A 19,384-nucleotide genomic window follows, 5' to 3' on the forward strand; every position below is an offset into this window, starting at 1 on the left:
GTCAGACATGATGTTTTTTCCTTAATTTATGATGTGTGTGGTTTATCAAGCAGAAAGTGATTTGCTGGTTCGTCGCTTACCGCTCTCCTCGCTTGATGTCTCTAGAATACGAAATCAACTTAGTTATGTACATCTGAAAAACGTCTAGTATTTTACCTAAGCGAAGTAAGTAGATGCGATCTAACTTTCGCCATATAGCATTGGGCAATACGTAAGACTTTCGTCATAGGCTAACCCAGCTAGTTACTACAAAAGTGATGGATTTGCCTTCAAATGTGGCATTTCACTGCAATATCGTAGTATGACTAAACGTGGAAGCATGAATACAAAATTAGGATCAATCCCAATAAATGAGAGTATTCTACATCCATCACTAAATCAACTAAATTAATAAATTATCGTTATCAGTCTCTAGCAAAGTTGTAAATAAAAACTAAAACAACAATGTTTAATAGATTCAAATTAGCAACTAAATTTACTTTACTTTTATTGCTGGTGTTCATCGGCGCGATCGCAGTTAGTGGTTTTGCTTTATCTCATGCGCTTGAGCAAAAAGCAGAAGCCGAAATCGCTTATCGCAGCCAAGTTATTGCAGAAACTATGAACTCAGTAAGAAACTATACTAATACACGTATCAACCATCTTCTGACACCGATGGTGGATACTCAAGCCACGTTTATCCCTGAAAGTATTCCCAGTTTTGCGGCAAGGGAAGTGTTTGAAAATCTTCGCAAAAATGAAGAATATAAGGACTTTTTATACAAAGATGCTAACCTAAATCCAACTAATTTACGAGATAAAGCAGATGTATTTGAAACGGAACTTATCGAACGGTTTCGTAATCAACCAGGGTTGAAAAATATATCTGGTTTCCGTGACTCTTATGACGAAAAAATGTTTTATAACGCTCGTCCATTTTCCATTAACAATCCGACGTGTCTACGTTGTCATAGCACCCCTGAAGTTGCTCCAAAAAGTCAGATTGCCAGTTATGGTTCAGAAAATGGCTTTGGGTGGAAACTAAATGAAGTCTTAGGCACACAAATTATTTATATTCCTGCCAAGCAAGTATTTGATGATGCTCATCGAGCATTTGTTTTATTCATGAGCCTATTTATTATTATCTTCGGCATAGTGATTTTGCTCATTAATTATTTGTTAAGGCGAAATGTACTACAACCCCTTAAACCAATGGCGCAACTTGCTCAAAAAATTAGTATGAATGAAATTAGTGTCGAAGAAGCAAAAGAGTTTGATCGTGAAAAGCTAACATCGATCGTGCAACGTCATGATGAATTAGGACAATTAGGACGAGTTTTTCAACGCATGGTGCATGAAATTTCTGCCCGTGAACAGCAATTCAGACAACAGTTGCATACACTGCGTATAGAAGTTGATGAAGCTAAACGTGCGCGTGAAGTTGCAGAAATTGCTGAATCAAAAACATTCCAAAAATTGCAGGAGGAGGCAAAAGTAATCAGAAATAAACGGAATACTCCAAATTAACAACTACGAATTACGAATTACGAACTTGTACTGAGCGTAGCCGAAGTATTACGAATTACAAATTATATTGAGGATTTATTATGTCTGAAATTATTTCCATTCACTCATTCCGGGGCGGAACTGGTAAGTCAAACGTCACGAGTAATCTCGCTGCCCTAATCGCTCGCTCTGGAAAGCGGGTTGGGGTAGTTGATACAGATATCCAATCTCCAGGAATCCACGTTCTATTTGGTCTTGAACAAGAGCGAATCCGCTACACTTTGAATGATTACCTATGGGGTCGTTGTCAGATTGAAGAAGCAGTTTATGATGTTAGCGCCATTCTCAAACAAAAACAAACATTTTTTGGTCGCCAGGGAAGTATTCATCTGATTCCTTCAAGCATTAAGATGAGTGACATTTCTCGAATCTTGCGCGAGGGTTATGACGCACGCCGACTTAATGATGGTTTACATAATCTAGTTCGTCGTTTAAAACTGGACTATTTGTTGATCGATACTCATCCTGGCATTAACGAAGAAACGTTGTTATCAATTATTCTTTCTGATGTTCTGTTGCTGATTCTCCGTCCAGATAAACAGGATTATCAAGGTACAGCAGTGGCGATAGATGTTGCTCGTAAGTTAGAAGTGCCTAAAATGCTAATAGTGATCAACAAAGCTCTGCCATCTTTAGATTTCAAAGAGTTAGGGAAACGAGTGGAGAATACCTACAAAACCCCTGTGGCTGGAATACTCCCTGTTTGTGAAGAGATGTTTGAATTAGGGAGTGGTGGAATCTTCTGTTTGCGGTATCCAGATCATTCATGGACTCAAAAAATTAATGCGATCGCTAAACAAATCACTGGTTCTGGAGCCAGATTGTTTGCCAAATAAGCGTTAGTTATCAAGAGTGGCATCAGGGTAACAGATTTGCAAAACTGGACAAGTGCATTAAGTGGAGCAATAATACTGCTCCACTTAATGGGATTGGGTATCAATACTGGATAGGTTTTGCCTAAAAAACCACTCCAGGGTAGGTTGGGTTGAGGAACGAAACCCAACATTTTCAGGGCTTTGTTGGGTAACACTAAAGTTCAACCCAACCTTGTATCTTAGAAAGAGTAGTATTTGGATTGGGTATTTCATGTTTTAGGCAATTTTTTCATCAATATCCTTATCCACCAAGGGTTTCAGAAATTACGTGTGTTTGCCCTGACTTTTAGGCGGTTAATGGTTTTCTGGCAGTATGTTATCGCCATCTACTCCCCCCAAATTAGACACCCAATCGTTTGCTCCTAATCCAAAGTGTCCTGTCTCAAACCACTTAGACTTGACCAACGACCACCAATCATTTGTCAAACCTTCTAGTACGTAGTCATAGGGAAGCCAACCATAGCCTCCTTCACCCCAATCGGTTCCCCAAGAGTTTCTGATTAGTAATGCTCCTTGCGATCGCTTACTTCCATCAGCATTCTCTATTACTTTATGGTCGTCGTAGCCAACTGCAACAACAGCGTGACCTCCTTTTACCTTATCGTTTTTTACTGGGTATGGAATATGACCACTTGGATTTAAATCCTCAATGGAGTAATACATAGTAAACCCAAAGGCGCAGGGAAAACCAGAAGCTAAAGCTGTTTTAATTCGGAATAACAGTATATCTTCTGTAGTACCCAAAGGATTGAGACGGAAGTATTTCAGCGCTTGATAATTTTGACCAAAAGAATAACAAAAAGGGGTTGGTTCTTCATCAAACTTGTCTTCTGTATATGGCCAGTACTCTTCTGGAGGCACGCCAAATAATGCCATTGCTTTCATAGTTTGCCGAAGAGATGCTCCTGCATCACCTTGACGATGCATGAGATTGCGTGTTGCTTTGTAAAGAAAGAGTCGAGAAGCATCGACATATCTATCAAAACTTCTTTTCTCAAAGTACTCCATTAAAGCAACACCAGCATGTGCTGTACATGAATCCAATGAGCCTTGGTCTTCAACTGGGGAACACCAAAAGCTTAAATCTACAAATTCTGGCATTAATAAATATACAGTTACCTCTTTGCCCTTTTCTTGTATTTCTATGATTTGTTTCTGTAAATCACCTTCTAGCGGAACTTGTAAATCACTTTGAGACTCCGGGTTTTTATTCAATTCACTTGGTTCAGCTTCAAGTTCTGGTAGTATTTGGATGACTGTTCTCAGATTCGTAGGTTGATTTTTTAAATTATTTTCTTCCTGAACTGGAGGATTATATCTTTTTAGGAAAACTTCTAAATATTCTAAATCTTTGAGAGACTTAAATATATTATCTATCTTTTTCAAAGAGGTAGCTATTCTCTTCTTTCTATCATTATCGTCGATTGTTTGATTAAGCTTATTCAGGGATAGTTTAAAATTTGATACTGTTGAAAGAGAAATATATAAAGACACTAGATTTAAATCCCTGTCTTTAAATAAGTTTCTTCCTTGTTCTACTTGGGTAACACTACTTAATTTTTCAACTAAATCTTGCGGAGAATGCTTTTGATTTCTAGACTTCTGGAGTTGATTTTTTTCTGGACGGATACAGTTAACGTATTCAGATTTGTCAAACCATTGATCTAGCTTTTCTAATACGTCTATTACAGCTTTTTCAAGATTTCTATGTTGAGCTAAAGGAGAAATTAGTTGAGCGACCAATTCAACTATCATATCAATTGCTCGCTTTAATTCACTTTGGTCTTTATTGATACAAAATGTATTATTATATGTAGCTGATATAAACCCGTTTTCACTAATCCAATGTGTAGCAGGTATATCCGAAATTTCAAAAACTCTTAAAATGATTTCATAAAGGTTTACGGGTATTGCTGAAGATGGAGGTACAACTAACCATCTCTGTTGTTTATTGATTGCAAATAGTGCATTATAGCTGTCAACTATCTTATTGGATTTTGCGCTTGTATGTTCATTAACTATGTCATTAATATTTGAACCATAAGATTCTGAACACTTTTGGAATTCTTGAATCGCATCCTCTATGAGATGAGCAAATAATTTATTGACTGCCTCATTATTTTGTTCTAAATTTGTGAGACAACCTAGTTTATTTAGCTCTATTTGAATTTCTTTAATTTTTTCATCAAGCATTTCCAATTCTTTTATAGTTTTTTTCACCTCTTTATCTTTATCAGTCCTTTTTCTTTTTAGAATTTCCAAAACTTGATTTAATGTAGAGAGTGTTACTTTATCCACAACACTATCATTTGAGACAATTGAGAGACCAAAAATCTTCTTGAATAGTTTTACTCCCTTCTCTGTGTTTTTACCAAAATAACCATATTCTATATAATCTGATTTTTCAAAACCTTCTCGAAAATCAGTAATTTCCTCTGTCCATTTTTCAAACTTCTTCTTGTATTCGGTATCTTCTGTATGTTTGGTAAAAATCAGCAACTTCTGTTGAAGGTTATAGACTTCTTGACCTACACACCCATAAACTAAAAAAGTCTCTTCTTTAAAAGCTTTGGCATTAACTAATTTGAAACCTTTATTTATCTTTTTCTCAAAGTTCAAAAACTTTGAGTCAACTGTTTTGTTAAGCTTAGGGTCAGGGTCATTTTTTTTGATTAATTTTAATAACTCAAACAATTCTTCTATACTACTTTGTAAATCATTATCATTATCATTGTTTATCTGTATATCTTGAACTGCGATCGTTAACTTCTGATTGATTTCGTCCATGCGGTAGTCTCGAAAATCGGGGTAGTCTGGTATCCAGCCTGTTGATTTTTTAGCCACGGTGATTTCCTCTCAGATTGATGCTGTTATTGTTATCTATCGTTATGATTCTTTTTATGCAAATAAGTATTTAAGGTTTATTAATTTTCTTGAAGCATTTGACCACCTGAAATAATAGTGAAAATTAACTAACTCAATATTTAGCCTGAGTTTTAACTCCATCACAAAGATCGCCAACGCTTTGACCTTGAGAATTATTAGCTAGATAATCATGCAGCCAATCGCACCCACGCCCCATCAAAGTATCTAGGGTGAGATTTTCCACATTCCACAAAATAGCTGTACCATCTTTACTGCCAGAGACGAGAGTCTTACCGTCAGGGCTGAAACTGATCCCATTAATCTCGCCACTGTTACCAGTCAGAGTAATAATTAAAGTCCCGTCTTTGTGCCAAAGTTTCACTGTTTTATCATCACTAGCTGTGGCAATCATTTGACCATCAGGACTGAAAGTTACTTGCCCAATTGCAGCAAGATGCCCATCAAGACTACCGATCGCACGACCATCATGCCAAAGTTTTACTTTATCATCTCCACCAGCAGTAGCAAGGGTCTGACTATCAGGGCTAAAACTGACGCTGTAGACAGTAGCATTATGGTTTATGGTGTTAATTGACTGACCTTGCCGATTCCAGAGTTTCACTATCCCGTCATTACTACCAGTGGCAATCATCTTGCCGTCTCGACTGAAAGTGACGCTATAGACGGTAGCGCTATGCTTTAGGGTGTGAAGCAACTTACCCTGACGATTCCAGAGTTTCACTGTTTTATCTTGACTAGCGGTAGCAATCGTATTGCTGTCTGGGCTGAAACTTACGCTATGAATGCGATCGCCATGCTTTAATAAAATATTGAGTAGCTGACCTTGCCGATTCCACAATCTCACCACCCTTTCGTCAGAACTGACAGCAGCAATTATCTGACCATCTGGGCTAAAATTCACATCCCAGATTTTGTAGTCATTTATCTTTAGCGATTTAAGCTGCTTACCTTGTTGATTCCAGAGTTTCACCATTCCGTCATCACTGGCGGTGGCAATCGCTTTCCCATCGGCTGAGAAGTTGACGCGATTGACACCAGCCTGATGTCCAGTGAGAATAGTCTGCCAAGGGTGGTCAATTTGCCACAGTTTCACTGTCTTATCTTGACTAGCAGATGCAAGGGTATGACCATCGGGGCTAAAAGTTACTTGATTGACTCCACCACTGTGTCCTGTAAAGGTAGCAAGCTCCTGGCCATTTCTCTCCCAGAGTGTCACGCTGTTATCATTATTACCCGTGGCAAGAGTCTGACCATCGGGACTGAAACTAACGCTGTAGATTCGACTACTTTGTGCCTCTGATCTCTTAAGAGTTGAAAGCACTTTACCATCAAGATTCCAAAGTTTCACCGTTCCATCAAAACTAGCAGAGGCAAGGGTATCGTCGGAGCGAAAACTCACGCTAGTGACTGTATTATTATGTCCTTCTAGGGTCTTAAGTTGCTTACCGTCTTTATTCCACAGTTTTACCACCTTGTCTACGCTAGCAGAGGCTAGTATCTGATCGTCGCGGCTGAAACTCACGCTAGAGACTATGCGTGTATGCCCCTTGAGCATTTTGAGTTCTTGACCCTGTATGTTCCAAAGTCTCACGATGCCGTCGTTACCACCAGAGGCAAGGATCTTGCCATCATGACTGAAACTCACAGATCGAATTCCTTTATTCAACTTTTTAAAGGTTTTAAATTCCTTGCCGTCTTGTTTCCACAGTTTCACGGTTCCGTCTAAACTAGCAGAAGCAAGAATTTGACTATCGGGGCTGAAACTTACGCTGAGGACTTGATCTAGATGCCCTTTTAAAGTGTTCAGCAAATTACCATGTTTGTCCCAAAGTTTTACGGTGTTGTCTCCACTAGCTGTAGCGATCGCTTCTCCATCGGGACTGAAACTAACGCTTTGGATATAATTGCTGTGTCCCTGGAGGCGATCGCGTTCTCTTACCCAGTAAACCGCCTGTCCCAGCACCTCGATCGCCTTTTGCTGTTCCTGAATTGGAATATCAGCTTTAGCATGAATTAGTTCTTTAAGTTGCTTGCCGGCTTTTAAACCTTCTATCAGGGCATCAATCGTATTTCTATTCGAGGTAAAACGTGCATCTGAAGCAGAAATTAGAGCTTGAAGTGCCGATTTTTTTGCTTCTATCCGTTGATTAATGGCCTCCTTCCACCCAATTGCTGCAACAATAGCCAATCCTACTGAAATTACCAACCCTGAAGTCAAAGCAATAAATCTTGTTCTGTGACGTACCCTCTGGGCTTTGCGACTTTCGCCGATGTACTCTTGTTGGAGTGGCGCGATCAAGGGTTCTTTACCTGCGCCTTGGGTGAACCATTGCTCTGCTTCTTCTAATTCACTACCTTCTAGCAAGTAACTATTGTTGCGTTGTTTCTGATCCCACTCCAAGGCTCGCACGAGTAAGCGGGTATGCTGTTTAACATGAGCTAGGTCAGTATCGAGGGCTTTGAGTAATGATTGCACGGCTTCCTCAAAATCATTACTTTCCTCAAAGAAAATATAGTTGATTTCGGCTAATTCGGGATGAACACCGTCAACATACTGCCACACGATTGGCACTAAACGTTTATTGTGCTTGAGGGCGTGTGCAATCTCTTCACCGCAGACTTCAGAAACCACTGAATTTGGACTAATAATAAAGATAAAATTATCAGCAGCTTCAATTGCTTCATAAATTTCTTTCCGCCAATCTGCCGTGAACGGAATTCCCTGCCAGTCTACCCAGATATCTCGCTTTTGTTGCTTGAGTGCTTCATAAAACTTCTTGACAAACTCTTTATCTTTGCGGGAGTAGGAAATAAAAGCCTCAGCCATATAAATTTCTATAAATACTTAATAAAATTTAATTTAGGTGGTAACTTGACGAATGTCTTCCGGTCTTCTCTTATAAAATACTCTTTGTTTACTATCTATACACTTCTGAAAAAGAATTATTTGAATGCAAATTTATCATATCTATCATTTATATATTCTTAATATATGATGATATTTTAGATAAATTTTAACTAGCAGACCAAAATCAGCTATTTTGACACAAAGCTTAAAGTAAATGCTCAAATGACGGCAACCCTACTTTCTTTTTCATCCATCAAAATCACAATCTCAGTAAAATTGCACAATTGTGCATTTGTGTCAACAAATATCTGGTTAAAAAATATAGAGACGTAGCATTTATACGTCTCTACAAGGGTTCTAGATTGGGCATATTTAATTTCTGGAGATGTCTAATAGCAACTCTTCTGTTTGTAAAAGCTAGATATAGCGGTTCCCACTCAGATGCGGTACAAAATTATATCGCAAAGTGTAGGGGCAATTCATGAATTGCCCCTACGGGTGTACCTCACGTGAACGAGAACTGCTATAGATGCAGTAGCTAGCGATCGCACATGAAGATTAAATGACTCTTAAATGGTGTAAGATGGTACTCTTGCATCTTACTTGAACGTGATATCTTCCTGAAAACAGCTTTGTTGTTATCAGCTAGATTAATGAGTCGAATTAATGGATTTGTAGGACGACGTGACTTCTTAAAATTTGCCAGTGTGGTAGGTATTGCGGCTACTGCTTTTAGTGATAGCTTTTGGAATACAGAGCAAACTGCTATTGCTGATATTCACCCAGTTAACCCTAATTCAGTGAGTCCTAATGAAGCTATCAAACGCTTACTGGATGGTAATCAAAGATTTATCCACCAAAAACGCAAATATCCCGATCAATCATTAGAACATCTGCGATTAGTCGCTAAAGCTCAATATCCCTTTGCCGCCATATTGGGCTGTGCAGATTCCAGAGTCCCTGCGGAAATCGTTTTCGATCAAGGACTTGGAGATTTATTTGTCGTGCGAGTTGCTGGTAATGTGGTTAGTGACACGGTTATAGGTAGTCTGGAATACTCTACAACAATATTGGGTTCGCAGTTGATTGTGGTTTTAGGTCATAAAAGATGCGGTGCAGTCGCAGAAGCAATCAAAAACGAACCACTTCCTGGAAGAATTGGTTTGATTATTGAGAGCATCAAACCATCTGTTGAAAGGGTAAAGTTAAGAACGGGTGATAATATGCAAGATGCAGTTATTGCCAACATTCAATATCAGACTGAAAAATTGCAGGAAAGCTCAACAATTTTAGCCAAATTGCTCAGTGAAGGTAAACTAAAAATTGTTGGTGCTTGTTACGATGTTGACACTGGTAAAGTCAACATGATTACTTGAATACATAACACCTTTTAGGCGTGGTATTCTGAGCTTAATGATGTTACAAAAAATTATTATTTATCAAATATTTTTATTGATAATTTAGAAACCTAATCAAGTTTATTGTTAAACTTAGAGTATCTTAGGTATCAAAAGTTCTATATCTCTCTAAATCACTCGATAATTTGGGGGACTTTGACTCCGGTTTCCCCCTTAAAAAGCTACGGTTACACACAAATGATTTAATTATCTCAAATCTCGTTTTGTAGTTTTGTCGGGTGTGTTATTCTCGCCGAGAGTACAGCACCTTCAGATATTTTCGGTGCGTTAGGACTAAAGTCCATAACGCATCCTACTAAATTAAGCGCTTATTTACTTAGCTCACAAAATCGTTCCAGTTTCTTTCAAATAAACCCGTGTAAATGGTTCATCTTCAGCCAAAGTATAATCTTCGATCAACCCTTTTCGACGGGTAGAAATCTCGTTGCCTTTTCTAATCACCACAGTAGAACCATCAAAGATATCCCGCGCCAGCATCATCTCAGTTTCGGTGGGATTATCCAAAACTACGATATTACTACTCCGGTAAAACATCCCCTCTTCATCTAAGATGTCTTCGGCATATTCGGCAATCAGCAAATCAAGCTTGGGATGACGGAGCAAAGTTTGGACGTTGCTATTGTAATTTTTGCTTAATACTTTTTTCGAGCGATTCACAAAAACAGCATCACGACAAACAGCGCCAATTGTCCAATTGGGATTTTGCAAAAGGATATGGTCAATTGTTGTTTGCAGTTCTTCAACTGAGATTTTATTAAAGGTAATAATCGGTATCCTAGCATCTGTACCCGACTCAAAAAAGGTTTCTAGAATATGAGAAGGTACATCAACACTTTTCCCTTCAGAAGGTTTAAGATGCATTAAAACTCCCGGTGCAGCATTGATTTCCAGGATAGCGAAGTTACTGGATTTCCAAGATTCTGCGAGACTTTTGGTAATGACATCAATCCCCAGACAAGTCAGTTGGAAATATTGGGCAATATCTTGCGCCAAGATAATATTGTCATCATGAACTGTGTGGGTTGCATCGATGCTCATACCTCCGGCTGAAAGATTGGCAACTTTACGCAGGTAAACAGTGCGTCCTTTTTCAATCACGCTGTCTAGTGATAAGCGCTGTTCCTCTAAATAAAGTTGCATCGCTTCATCAATCTGAATTTTACTCATGGGTGAGGTAGGCGTGTCTAAGCGTGCAGGTTTGCGGTTCTCTAAGCGGATTAATTCTGCAAGCGTTAAGTAGCCATCACCGACAACCGATGCTGGACGGCGTTCTGTGGCGGCGACAAATCTGCCATTGACACACAACATACGAAAATCTGATCCTGAAATACTTTTCTCGACAATTATCCGAGTTAGCTGATCTTCAGGAATCGCTGCTAATGCCCTATGATAAGCAGATTCCAGTTCTTTAGAGTCTTGTACGTCAGCCGTAACGCCAATTCCTTTATGACCTACCACTGGCTTAACTGCTACTGGGTAGCCAATTTGTCTTGCTGCTGCCAAGGCTTCCTTTTCGGAAAAGACGATATCGCCTTCAGGGACTGGGAAACCCAAGGTTTTTAGAAATGCCTTGCAATCATCTTTACGGGTAGTGAACTCTGAATCTAAATGACTATCACAGTTAAATGTTGTTGCTACTCCCCGGACGTGTTTTTTTCCAAAGCCGTATTGCATTAATCCTTCTTCCCACAAGTAAAAGGCGGGAATACCTTTTTCATCGGCTGTTCGCAATAGGGCGTAAACTGTAGGGCCACCATAGATAGATGCACGAAATCTATTTTGTAGCCGGACTAACTGTTCATCAAAGTTAAAGTCTTCATCTTGGGTAATGGCTTCAAACCAATCCCAAACAAAATAAACTACATCTCTAGTTGTGCGTTCATGTAGTGATTGGACGCTAATTCGCACAAAATCTGGATATGGCTTGACACTCGAATGCTTAAGGTGTAAATCCATGTCCAGTTTTCCGACTTCGGACACAACTTGGGCAAATAGATAGCTATGGGACTCATAGCTTTGGCTGCCCAGACTTGGATAGCGATCGCCAATGCTTGCAATATAATCTTGAATGGGCAAAGGCTTTCTAGAGTCAACTAGAGCAAAGTCAAATACTAGTGCCCCTGCATCTAAATAGGGGTTGGGGCCAACATAATGCTTGAAGTTGAAAATATCGAATACATCCGTTCTTCTAGCATTAATGCGAGCTAAATCACTGCTTTTTTGTAGAACCATTGATTACGAACCTTTGGCTAAACACCCTGAAATTTTTATGCTGAGTTATCGTTACTCAGACTTATTGATTGGAGGTTGATTCAGATTAATTGTTGGAGAGTGATGGCAAAGCCATTGATCTAATCAGAACCTACATTAACCCTATTGTTAAGCATTTTTAACTATCTCAAGGCATAATTAAATTTTTCTTCCTCAGCAAAGAATAAAGAATGGCTACTTCATCCTCATGAATGGTCAAAGATATAACCTTTGAAAGGTGCAACACGCATCCGAAAATATGTATAAATAAAGATGAGGTATTGAAAAGACAGCAAAGCATGACTAGCACACAAGCTGCTTTAAGAGATGAAATTCGAGAACTTGCAGAGGAAGCTTTTCACCAAAAGCTGATATCTGGTCACGGTGATGGGCCTGACATAAATGAGTATCAAATTGTCTACCAAGGCAAACCCAGGCATCTCCCACTAGAACAAGCACGTTTTTTCTTGACTAACTTGCTTTACAGAAGTCGCATTCATTAGGACTTACCATCAGATATCTAATTTGCACCCAGCTAGAGTTAATACCAACAGTTGCACGATAAATTTTCAATCGGCAATTACTAACATAGTCAGAAATGCCTCTAGAAAGACTTTCTAGAGGCACTTGGCGTTGTAGTTTTTTTAGTGTGTAAAATCAATTTTGAGAAGAGCTATTTTTCTCTATGTAATTTTCCTGAAAAATCTTTTGGTTTAATTGCGATCGCAAATTTTAATACTACCTTCTATCAGGTAATCTATCACAGGGATGATTTGATAGTTTAATTGTCATGGTTTAGTGAAATTTATTAACTCACATCAGGAGGCATCAAGGTGGAAAGTAATCCCAAACGGCAGTTGGTAATTATTGGAGGAGCAGAAGATAAAGATGGAGATGCTCAAATTCTCCGAGACTTTGTGCGACGCGCTGGGGGTACGAAGGCGCACATTGTTATTATGACGGCTGCGACAGAATTACCAAGAGAAGTGGGAGAAAATTATATTAGAGTTTTTGAGCGGCTGGGAGCCGAGAATGTTCGCATTCTTGATACAGAAACCCGCGAAGATGCATCTTCATCTACCGCATTAGAAGCGATTAGTAAAGCAACTGGGGTATTTTTTACTGGGGGAGATCAAGCTCGCATCACAAATATCCTCAAGGATACTGAAATCGATGTGGCCATTCATAAAAGGTTCGCGGAAGGTGCAGTTATCGCCGGTACAAGTGCGGGCGCTGCTGTGATGCCAGATAAAATGATCGTTGAAGGTGATTCTCAAACACATCCTCGAATTGAAACTGTTGAAATGGGCCCCGGACTAGGATTTTTACCAGGGGTGGTAATTGACCAGCATTTTTCTCAGCGTGGACGCTTGGGGCGCTTAATTTCAGCTTTAATATTAGAACCTGCTGTTTTAGGATTCGGTATTGACGAGAATACCGCTATGGTCGTAACTGATAACCAAATTGAAGTGATTGGTGAAGGTGCGGTGACAATTGTTGATGAATCAGAGGCTACATACAACAATATGGGCGAAATTTTAAAGGATGAGTCTTTGGCGATTTGCGGAGCAAAGCTTCATATTTTGCCAAATGGCTTCAAATTTGACTTGAAAACCCGCCAACCTATCCTAAATAATGGCTCTGTGGCTAATGTCTCTGTACCTGTTGCTTCAATCAACACCTAACTTTTTACAGGTGCGTTTAACTTGAATAATTAATAATTGTAGATTATTGGCATTTATCTCTTGAATATAGCGCTTCTTGTTCGGATGCAATACACTTTGACCTCACTTCCATTCCTCTCTCCTAAAAGGAGCTACGGTGTACACACAAGTCTTTGAGAGTTGCCTCACATTTGGACTTGTGTGTACACCGTAGCCTTAAAAAAGGGGTGGGGTAAAATAGACTGTGGAATGAGCTTTCTGACTTAAGTTGACACCCTCGCAATGACGTTATATTAAGCCTACTCAATTACCAATTAAGTCGTCGGAACCCCACCCCGCTTTTGTCTAGCGACAAAATCTCCCCTCCCCGTTCACGGGGCTACGGTGTACACACATCTTTGTAGAAAACCAAAATCGTTGAAGATCCCCCTAAGCCCCCCTTTTTAAGGGGGACTTTGAAGAGCTTTTGCCCCCCTTTTTAAGGCTACGGTGTACACACAAGTCTTGAAATCCCACCTAAACCTTGATTTCGTTGCCCTAGTACCGCTTCGCGTAATTCGTAATTCGTAATTCGTAATTCGTAATTACCGTTGCGTAAGGGTTTTAGACATTTCAAATGGTCTGTTTATTTCCGCCGAACTGTACTAGTGCTAAAAATTGGCGGGATAAATGGAGTCTCCAGTTGCCCAAAAATTGGGTATTTATGGGACTGCAAGGGTTGGAACCCTTGCGGCCTATACTTGTGTGTACACCGTAGCCTTTTTAAGGGGGGTTGGGGGGATCAAAAGCCTGTGGCGCAACTCCAGCAGACTTGTGTGTACACCGTAGGTTCACGGGGAGGGGATTAAGGGGAGCCAGTGCGGTCGGGAGCATCCCAAATGTGCAAGTTTATTTTTATACGGGATTTTGGCTTAGGCCAATAATGAAATAACGAACCGCCAAGTACGCCAAGTACGCCAAGGAAAGAGGTTTGTACAGGGTTTTTGTACCAATCCTGTGTCTTTTGGCAAAATTGGGATGCTCCCGTGCGGTCTTGGGTTCTCCCCCGCCGCAGGATGCGCGAAGCGCTGTAGTGGAGCATCTGGCGTGTGGGGTAAAATGACCGTGGAATAAGCTTTCTGACTTAAGTTGACACCAATGGCTTTTCGGCCCACCCCACAAGAATCATCCCTTAATTCAGCAACTATTTTATTTAGTTCAGATACACACTAAAGTTGTCGGAAAATAAAATTAATCGTAATTGTTCCGGTAGTATTAGTTAGTTTTATTGCAGAAAAAGGAACATAACACGGAGATATGGAACAGGACATGGGGATTTCTCTTCGCTTCTCACAATCTCTGCGTCTTCTTTAACGGCGTTCTTTTCGTTAAATTTTCTCATTCCCATTGGTGTTAAGCCTTTCAGTACGGTAAACCGTATTTGCTTGTTAGTTCCCAAAGATTAATTTAATTGTTAAGTTTAGTTACATAAATAAAAAATGCTGCAACATTGCTAAACAGGAGAAATTATGAAAATAGGTAGTATCCTTAAGGATCAAGATAAATTGAACAACTTTGCGATGCAACCTGGACATTGCATCATACGAGTCAAACTCTCTCAGAAATAAAACTTATTTAACATTGTTTAACATTGCGATGAAAGCTACAGACCAATTAGTGCATTTTTTAGAAGAAGAGTTGGGTATTTCTGGTGGAGCAATTTCTCTTGCTTTGCGACATTGTGAGCAGACCCCCAACTTTCTGGCCATGACCCTCTGGCAGTATGGATTGGTAACACTGGATCAGTTAGCCCAAATTTTTGATTGGTTGGAAACAGTATAAGCTGCTGCTTCAACTTTTTGGACTTAAAACGAGACTCTACTATAAAGTCACATTCTCAATAGTTTTCATTCTAAGGATCGGTAAAAACATCTATGGCAATTAAAGAACAACCTAAATCACCTCGGTTTCGGATCATTGCTAATATATTACTGGCAGTATCAGGGGTGTTCCTGCTCTTAAATTTATTTTTGCCTGGTTTATTTGCTTCTGGCCCGACTGGTGTTCCCTATAGTTTATTTATTCATCAGGTACAAGAAGGGGAAGTCAACCGCGTTTCCGTTGGTCAAAACCAGATTCTCTACGAACTAAAAACAGAAAACGCCGAACCCGGTCCGGTGTTTGCAACTACACCAATCTTTGATTTAGAGTTACCCAAACTGTTAGAAGAAAAGGGAGTTGAATTCGCTGCTACACCTCCACCCAAGAATACTTGGATTACAACCCTCTTAAGTTGGGTGATTCCACCACTGATTTTTATTGGCATTTGGCAATTCTTTCTGGCTCGTGGTGGTGGCGGTGGCCCTCAAGGTGCGCTTTCCATTGGTAAGAGCAAAGCTAAGGTTTACGTTGAAGGCGAATCAGCTAAAATTACCTTTGCAGATATAGCTGGCGTAGAAGAAGCAAAAACTGAGTTAGTGGAAATTGTAGATTTCCTCAAGACTCCAGGACGGTTTACGCAAATTGGCGCGAGGATTCCCAAAGGTGTGTTGTTAGTTGGCCCTCCTGGTACTGGTAAGACACTTTTAGCGAAAGCTGTCGCAGGAGAAGCAGGTGTTCCATTCTTCAGCATCTCTGGTTCCGAGTTTGTGGAATTGTTTGTCGGCGTGGGTTCTTCTAGAGTGCGGGATTTGTTTGAGCAAGCTAAAAAACAGGCTCCTTGTATTATATTCATTGATGAATTAGATGCGATCGGTAAATCTCGTAGCAGTAACGGCTTCTACGGTGGTAACGATGAGCGAGAACAAACCCTTAACCAATTATTAACAGAAATGGATGGGTTTGCCGCTGGCGACGCAACTGTAATTGTCCTAGCTGCTACCAACCGCCCCGAAAGCCTTGACTCGGCATTGCTGCGTCCAGGGCGCTTTGACCGCCAAGTGTTGGTAGACCGTCCTGATTTATCTGGTCGGGAAGCAATTCTCAAAATTCACGCTCAAAAGGTAAAATTAGGAAATGATGTAGATTTAAAAGCGATCGCTACTCGTACCCCTGGTTTTGCTGGTGCAGATTTGGCAAACTTGGTAAATGAAGCAGCATTATTGGCAGCACGTAATTTGCGTGAAAGCGTTGCTCAAGAAGACTTTGCCGAAGCAATTGAGCGGGTAGTCGCCGGTTTAGAGAAGAAGAGTCGCGTCATGAACGAGACTGAGAAAAAGATTGTTGCATACCATGAAGTTGGTCACGCAATGGTTGGGGCGCTAACAACAGGAAACGGTCGTGTAGAAAAGATTTCGATTATTCCTCGTGGGATGGCTGCTTTAGGCTACACTCTGCAATTACCAACTGAAGACCGCTTTTTGATGAATGAAACAGAATTGCGGGGTCAGATTGCAACTCTGTTAGGTGGACGTTCCGCCGAAGAGATTGTATTTAATAGTATTACCACAGGTGCTTCCAACGATTTGCAACGAGCAACTGATTTAGCAGAACGGATGGTAACAGCTTATGGTATGAGCAAAGTCTTAGGGCCATTAGCTTACCAACAAGGACAACAATCGATGTTTTTGGGTAATGGTGGGGCTAATCCCCGACGGGCGGTGAGTGAAGACACATCAAAAGCCATTGATAGCGAAGTCAAGGAAATCGTGGAAACAGCCCACGAACAAGCCCTAGAGATTCTCAGACAGAATCGAGACTTGCTAGAAGTGATAGCGACTCAACTCTTAGAAACAGAGGTCATTGAAGGCGAAAAACTGCATAGTTTGTTGAGTCAAGTTAAACCCGTAGCTAATTCCTAATTAGGAAAGTCAGATTAAAAACGCAGAGGTACGTAGAGAAAAACTTTGCGTACCTCTGCGTTCCTTTGCGTTTTTAATACTCTGGAACTGAAGAATCGATTTCTCGACTCCAAGCGGTAATTCCGCCTTTGACATTCGTCCCGACAATCCCGGCTTCCTTGAGGATGGCGAGGGCTTTTGCCGATCGCCCGCCCATCTTACAATGAGCAATTAAGCGATGCCCGTTCAATATTTCCTTCACCTTCGCAACGCCATTGCCATTTTCAATGTCTGGTAAGGGTACTAACACCGAACCAGGAATCTTGGCAATGTCGTACTCATGGGGGTTGCGGACATCCAGCAATACAAAATCCTTCGCACCGCTATCCAGCAATTCCTTCAAATCCTTGACGGTCATTTCTTGACTTTCCATCTGCTGTTTTGCCTCCTCTGCCTTAGCTTGTGGAATCCCGCAGAATTGTTCATAGTCTATCAGTTTTTCAATCACCGGGCGAATCGGGTTAGGACGCAGTTTCAATTCCCGAAATTTCATATCTAAGGCGTTGTATAACAACAATCGTCCACTTAGGGTATTACCTTGTCCCAGAATGATTTTGACAGTTTCCGTTGCTTGGATTAAACCAATAATTCCTGGTAAAATACCGAGTACACCACCTTCTGCACAAGAAGGAACCATTCCTGGTGGTGGTGGTTCTGGGAAAAGATCGCGATAATTTGGCCCACCTTGGTAGTTAAATACAGTAGCTTGCCCTTCAAAGCGTAAAATTGACCCGTAGACGTTAGGCTTATTCAGCAATACGCAGGCATCGTTAACTAGATATCTGGTGGGGAAGTTATCAGTACCATCGACAACGATATCGTAAGGTTGAAGGATTTCTAGGGCATTTTCGGAAGTCAGGCGAGTTTCGTATAAATCAACCTGACAATAGGGGTTAATCTCGTGAATGCGGTTTTTTGCCGATTCAATCTTGGGTTTACCCACCCAAGATGTCCCGTGGATGACTTGGCGTTGCAGATTGGAAGTATCGACAACATCGAAATCAACTATCCCGATGCGTCCAATACCCGCCGCCGCCAAATATAAAAGTAGTGGTGAACCTAGTCCACCTGTGCCGATACACTGTACACTGGCGGCTTTCAGGCGCTTCTGTCCTTCTAGTCCTACTTCCGGTAAAATCAGGTGTCGGGAGTAGCGTTCGTAATCGTCTTTGGTCAACTGGATTTCATCCAGATTGGGGTTGAGCATAGCAGTTATGATCTGGGAGAGCGGAATATTAATCCTATCGAAAAACTGTATCTCTTATGGAGATAGAAAGTGGGGAAGACAAATTTTTATCCGTGGTGGCGGCGAAAACCGCTACGATTAAACTAAGTCTTTAAATTATATTTTCAATTGCCTCTGCTTGGAACTGATGACAATCGTCAAGGCTCCAGCTTCGGAGTTCTCCAGCTTTACCGTTTTGGACGGTAACTATTATATACGAGTATCCTTGCCAAGCGTATAAGCGATCGCATTCTGAAGGGATAGCAGGATAATCTGGGTGGGAATGAAAAATGCCGATAATGTTCAGTGAACGATGGCGTGCTTCCTTTTGTGTTTTTAGCATAACTTCGGGTGCGATCGCATATTGCCGTCTTTTACTTTCTGCTGTGCGTTCCCCTAAAAACTCAGCACTCGCTTCTGTATTCCAGGCATTTTCTGTTGGCATGACTTCAACTACAATTTTGCTCTCACTAGCCAAATAGCCTAAAATTATACCGCAACACTCCTCTGGGTAAGTTTTTTCGGCATGGGCGCGGATAGTTTGCAACTGTTCTTGGCTAAGTCGGATCATCTCTGCGTTTATAATTTTTTAATTTCTAGCTAGGGATTCTTGTTTGGATACAATACCTCACTAATTATTAGTTTTATTATGAATATCCCTACTGATTTACTCCCCCTGCCCCCTTCGGAATGTTGGTGCACTAGTACACAACGATTTATTTATAACTCGACTACAGGTGCATTGTTCTTTGATCAAGATGGTAATGCAGGTGCTTTTACTCAAGTACAATTTGCACAAATACAGCACTTACGTCTGTTATAAGGTACAATAAATTAAAATATAAATACCTTTAA

General features: G+C 40.5%; 12 protein-coding genes. 7 read left to right on the plus strand and 5 right to left on the minus strand.

Going from position 1 to position 19,384, the window contains the following annotated elements:
* Window positions 1-444 precede the first annotated feature (444 nt).
* Together HWQ36_RS16915 and HWQ36_RS16920 are read left to right on the plus strand one after the other, a co-directional pair.
* Window positions 445-1,506: a DUF3365 domain-containing protein gene (locus HWQ36_RS16915; protein WP_292704854.1), complete on the plus strand. Its 1,062-nt coding sequence runs from the start codon at window positions 445-447 to the stop codon at window positions 1,504-1,506.
* An 80-nt stretch (window positions 1,507-1,586) separates the two neighbouring features.
* Window positions 1,587-2,381 (plus strand): MinD/ParA family protein, encoded by a 795-nt coding sequence (locus HWQ36_RS16920; protein WP_292704855.1) that lies wholly within the window; start codon window positions 1,587-1,589, stop codon window positions 2,379-2,381.
* A 333-nt stretch (window positions 2,382-2,714) separates the two neighbouring features.
* Here HWQ36_RS16920 and HWQ36_RS16925 read toward each other — a convergent pair whose 3' ends face one another.
* Both HWQ36_RS16925 and HWQ36_RS16930 read right to left on the minus strand, forming a co-directional pair.
* Window positions 2,715-5,264, minus strand: coding sequence for a C1 family peptidase (locus HWQ36_RS16925; RefSeq protein ID WP_292704856.1), 2,550 nt, complete (start codon window positions 5,262-5,264; stop codon window positions 2,715-2,717).
* A 133-nt stretch (window positions 5,265-5,397) separates the two neighbouring features.
* On the minus strand, window positions 5,398-8,133 hold the full coding sequence (locus HWQ36_RS16930; protein ID WP_292704857.1) for a TIR domain-containing protein: 2,736 nt from the start codon (window positions 8,131-8,133) through the stop codon (window positions 5,398-5,400).
* A 674-nt stretch (window positions 8,134-8,807) separates the two neighbouring features.
* Between HWQ36_RS16930 and HWQ36_RS16935 the strand changes: the two genes are divergently transcribed.
* Window positions 8,808-9,530 carry a carbonic anhydrase gene (locus tag HWQ36_RS16935; protein WP_292704858.1) on the plus strand — a complete coding sequence of 241 codons (723 nt, stop codon included), beginning with the start codon at window positions 8,808-8,810 and terminating at the stop codon, window positions 9,528-9,530.
* A 363-nt stretch (window positions 9,531-9,893) separates the two neighbouring features.
* On the opposite strand, the gene HWQ36_RS16940 is transcribed toward HWQ36_RS16935, so the two are convergent.
* Window positions 9,894-11,804, minus strand: a complete 1,911-nt coding sequence (locus HWQ36_RS16940; RefSeq protein WP_292704859.1) for an acetate--CoA ligase family protein — start codon at window positions 11,802-11,804, stop codon at window positions 9,894-9,896.
* Window positions 11,805-12,121: 317 nt separating this feature from the next.
* Here HWQ36_RS16940 and HWQ36_RS16945 point away from each other — a divergent pair, with 317 nt between their 5' ends.
* The 4 genes from HWQ36_RS16945 to ftsH4 all read left to right on the plus strand — a co-directional run bounded on the left by HWQ36_RS16945 (window position 12,122) and on the right by ftsH4 (window position 17,265).
* Window positions 12,122-12,325: a hypothetical protein gene (locus tag HWQ36_RS16945; protein ID WP_292704860.1), complete on the plus strand. Its 204-nt coding sequence runs from the start codon at window positions 12,122-12,124 to the stop codon at window positions 12,323-12,325.
* Window positions 12,326-12,655: 330 nt separating this feature from the next.
* The gene (locus tag HWQ36_RS16950; RefSeq protein ID WP_292704861.1) at window positions 12,656-13,507 is read left to right on the plus strand and encodes a cyanophycinase; all 852 of its coding nucleotides are present in this window, start codon (window positions 12,656-12,658) and stop codon (window positions 13,505-13,507) included.
* 1,614 nt (window positions 13,508-15,121) lie between these two features.
* The gene (locus HWQ36_RS16955) at window positions 15,122-15,307 is read left to right on the plus strand and encodes a DUF2949 domain-containing protein (protein ID WP_114080862.1); all 186 of its coding nucleotides are present in this window, start codon (window positions 15,122-15,124) and stop codon (window positions 15,305-15,307) included.
* Window positions 15,308-15,399: 92 nt separating this feature from the next.
* On the plus strand, window positions 15,400-17,265 hold the full coding sequence (ftsH4, locus tag HWQ36_RS16960) for an ATP-dependent zinc metalloprotease FtsH4 (protein ID WP_292704862.1): 1,866 nt from the start codon (window positions 15,400-15,402) through the stop codon (window positions 17,263-17,265).
* Window positions 17,266-17,338: 73 nt separating this feature from the next.
* Here the strand turns inward: ftsH4 and moeB are convergent, their stop codons facing one another.
* Both moeB and HWQ36_RS16970 read right to left on the minus strand, forming a co-directional pair.
* On the minus strand, window positions 17,339-18,511 hold the full coding sequence (gene moeB / locus HWQ36_RS16965; RefSeq protein ID WP_292704863.1) for a molybdopterin-synthase adenylyltransferase MoeB: 1,173 nt from the start codon (window positions 18,509-18,511) through the stop codon (window positions 17,339-17,341).
* A 130-nt stretch (window positions 18,512-18,641) separates the two neighbouring features.
* Complete coding sequence (locus HWQ36_RS16970; RefSeq protein ID WP_292704864.1) at window positions 18,642-19,100, minus strand: M67 family metallopeptidase; 459 nt, start codon at window positions 19,098-19,100, stop codon at window positions 18,642-18,644.
* Window positions 19,101-19,384: the final 284 nt, after the last annotated feature.

The organism is Nostoc sp. NMS2, from assembly GCF_017115105.1.
In the GTDB taxonomy this organism is placed as follows: Bacteria; Cyanobacteriota; Cyanobacteriia; order Cyanobacteriales; family Nostocaceae; genus Nostoc.

Bases quoted from the DNA above. Each gene is read 5' to 3' on its own strand.
- HWQ36_RS16915 (WP_292704854.1), top strand. From the start codon at position 445: ATGTTTAATAGATTCAAATTAGCAACTAAATTTACTTTACTTTTATTG.
- HWQ36_RS16920 (WP_292704855.1), top strand. From the start codon at position 1,587: ATGTCTGAAATTATTTCCATTCACTCATTCCGGGGCGGAACTGGTAAG.
- HWQ36_RS16930 (WP_292704857.1), bottom strand. From the start codon at position 8,133: ATGGCTGAGGCTTTTATTTCCTACTCCCGCAAAGATAAAGAGTTTGTC.
- HWQ36_RS16935 (WP_292704858.1), top strand. From the start codon at position 8,808: ATGAGTCGAATTAATGGATTTGTAGGACGACGTGACTTCTTAAAATTT.
- HWQ36_RS16940 (WP_292704859.1), bottom strand. From the start codon at position 11,804: ATGGTTCTACAAAAAAGCAGTGATTTAGCTCGCATTAATGCTAGAAGA.
- HWQ36_RS16945 (WP_292704860.1), top strand. From the start codon at position 12,122: ATGACTAGCACACAAGCTGCTTTAAGAGATGAAATTCGAGAACTTGCA.
- HWQ36_RS16955 (WP_114080862.1), top strand. From the start codon at position 15,122: ATGAAAGCTACAGACCAATTAGTGCATTTTTTAGAAGAAGAGTTGGGT.
- ftsH4 (WP_292704862.1), top strand. From the start codon at position 15,400: ATGGCAATTAAAGAACAACCTAAATCACCTCGGTTTCGGATCATTGCT.
- moeB (WP_292704863.1), bottom strand. From the start codon at position 18,511: ATGCTCAACCCCAATCTGGATGAAATCCAGTTGACCAAAGACGATTAC.
- HWQ36_RS16970 (WP_292704864.1), bottom strand. From the start codon at position 19,100: ATGATCCGACTTAGCCAAGAACAGTTGCAAACTATCCGCGCCCATGCC.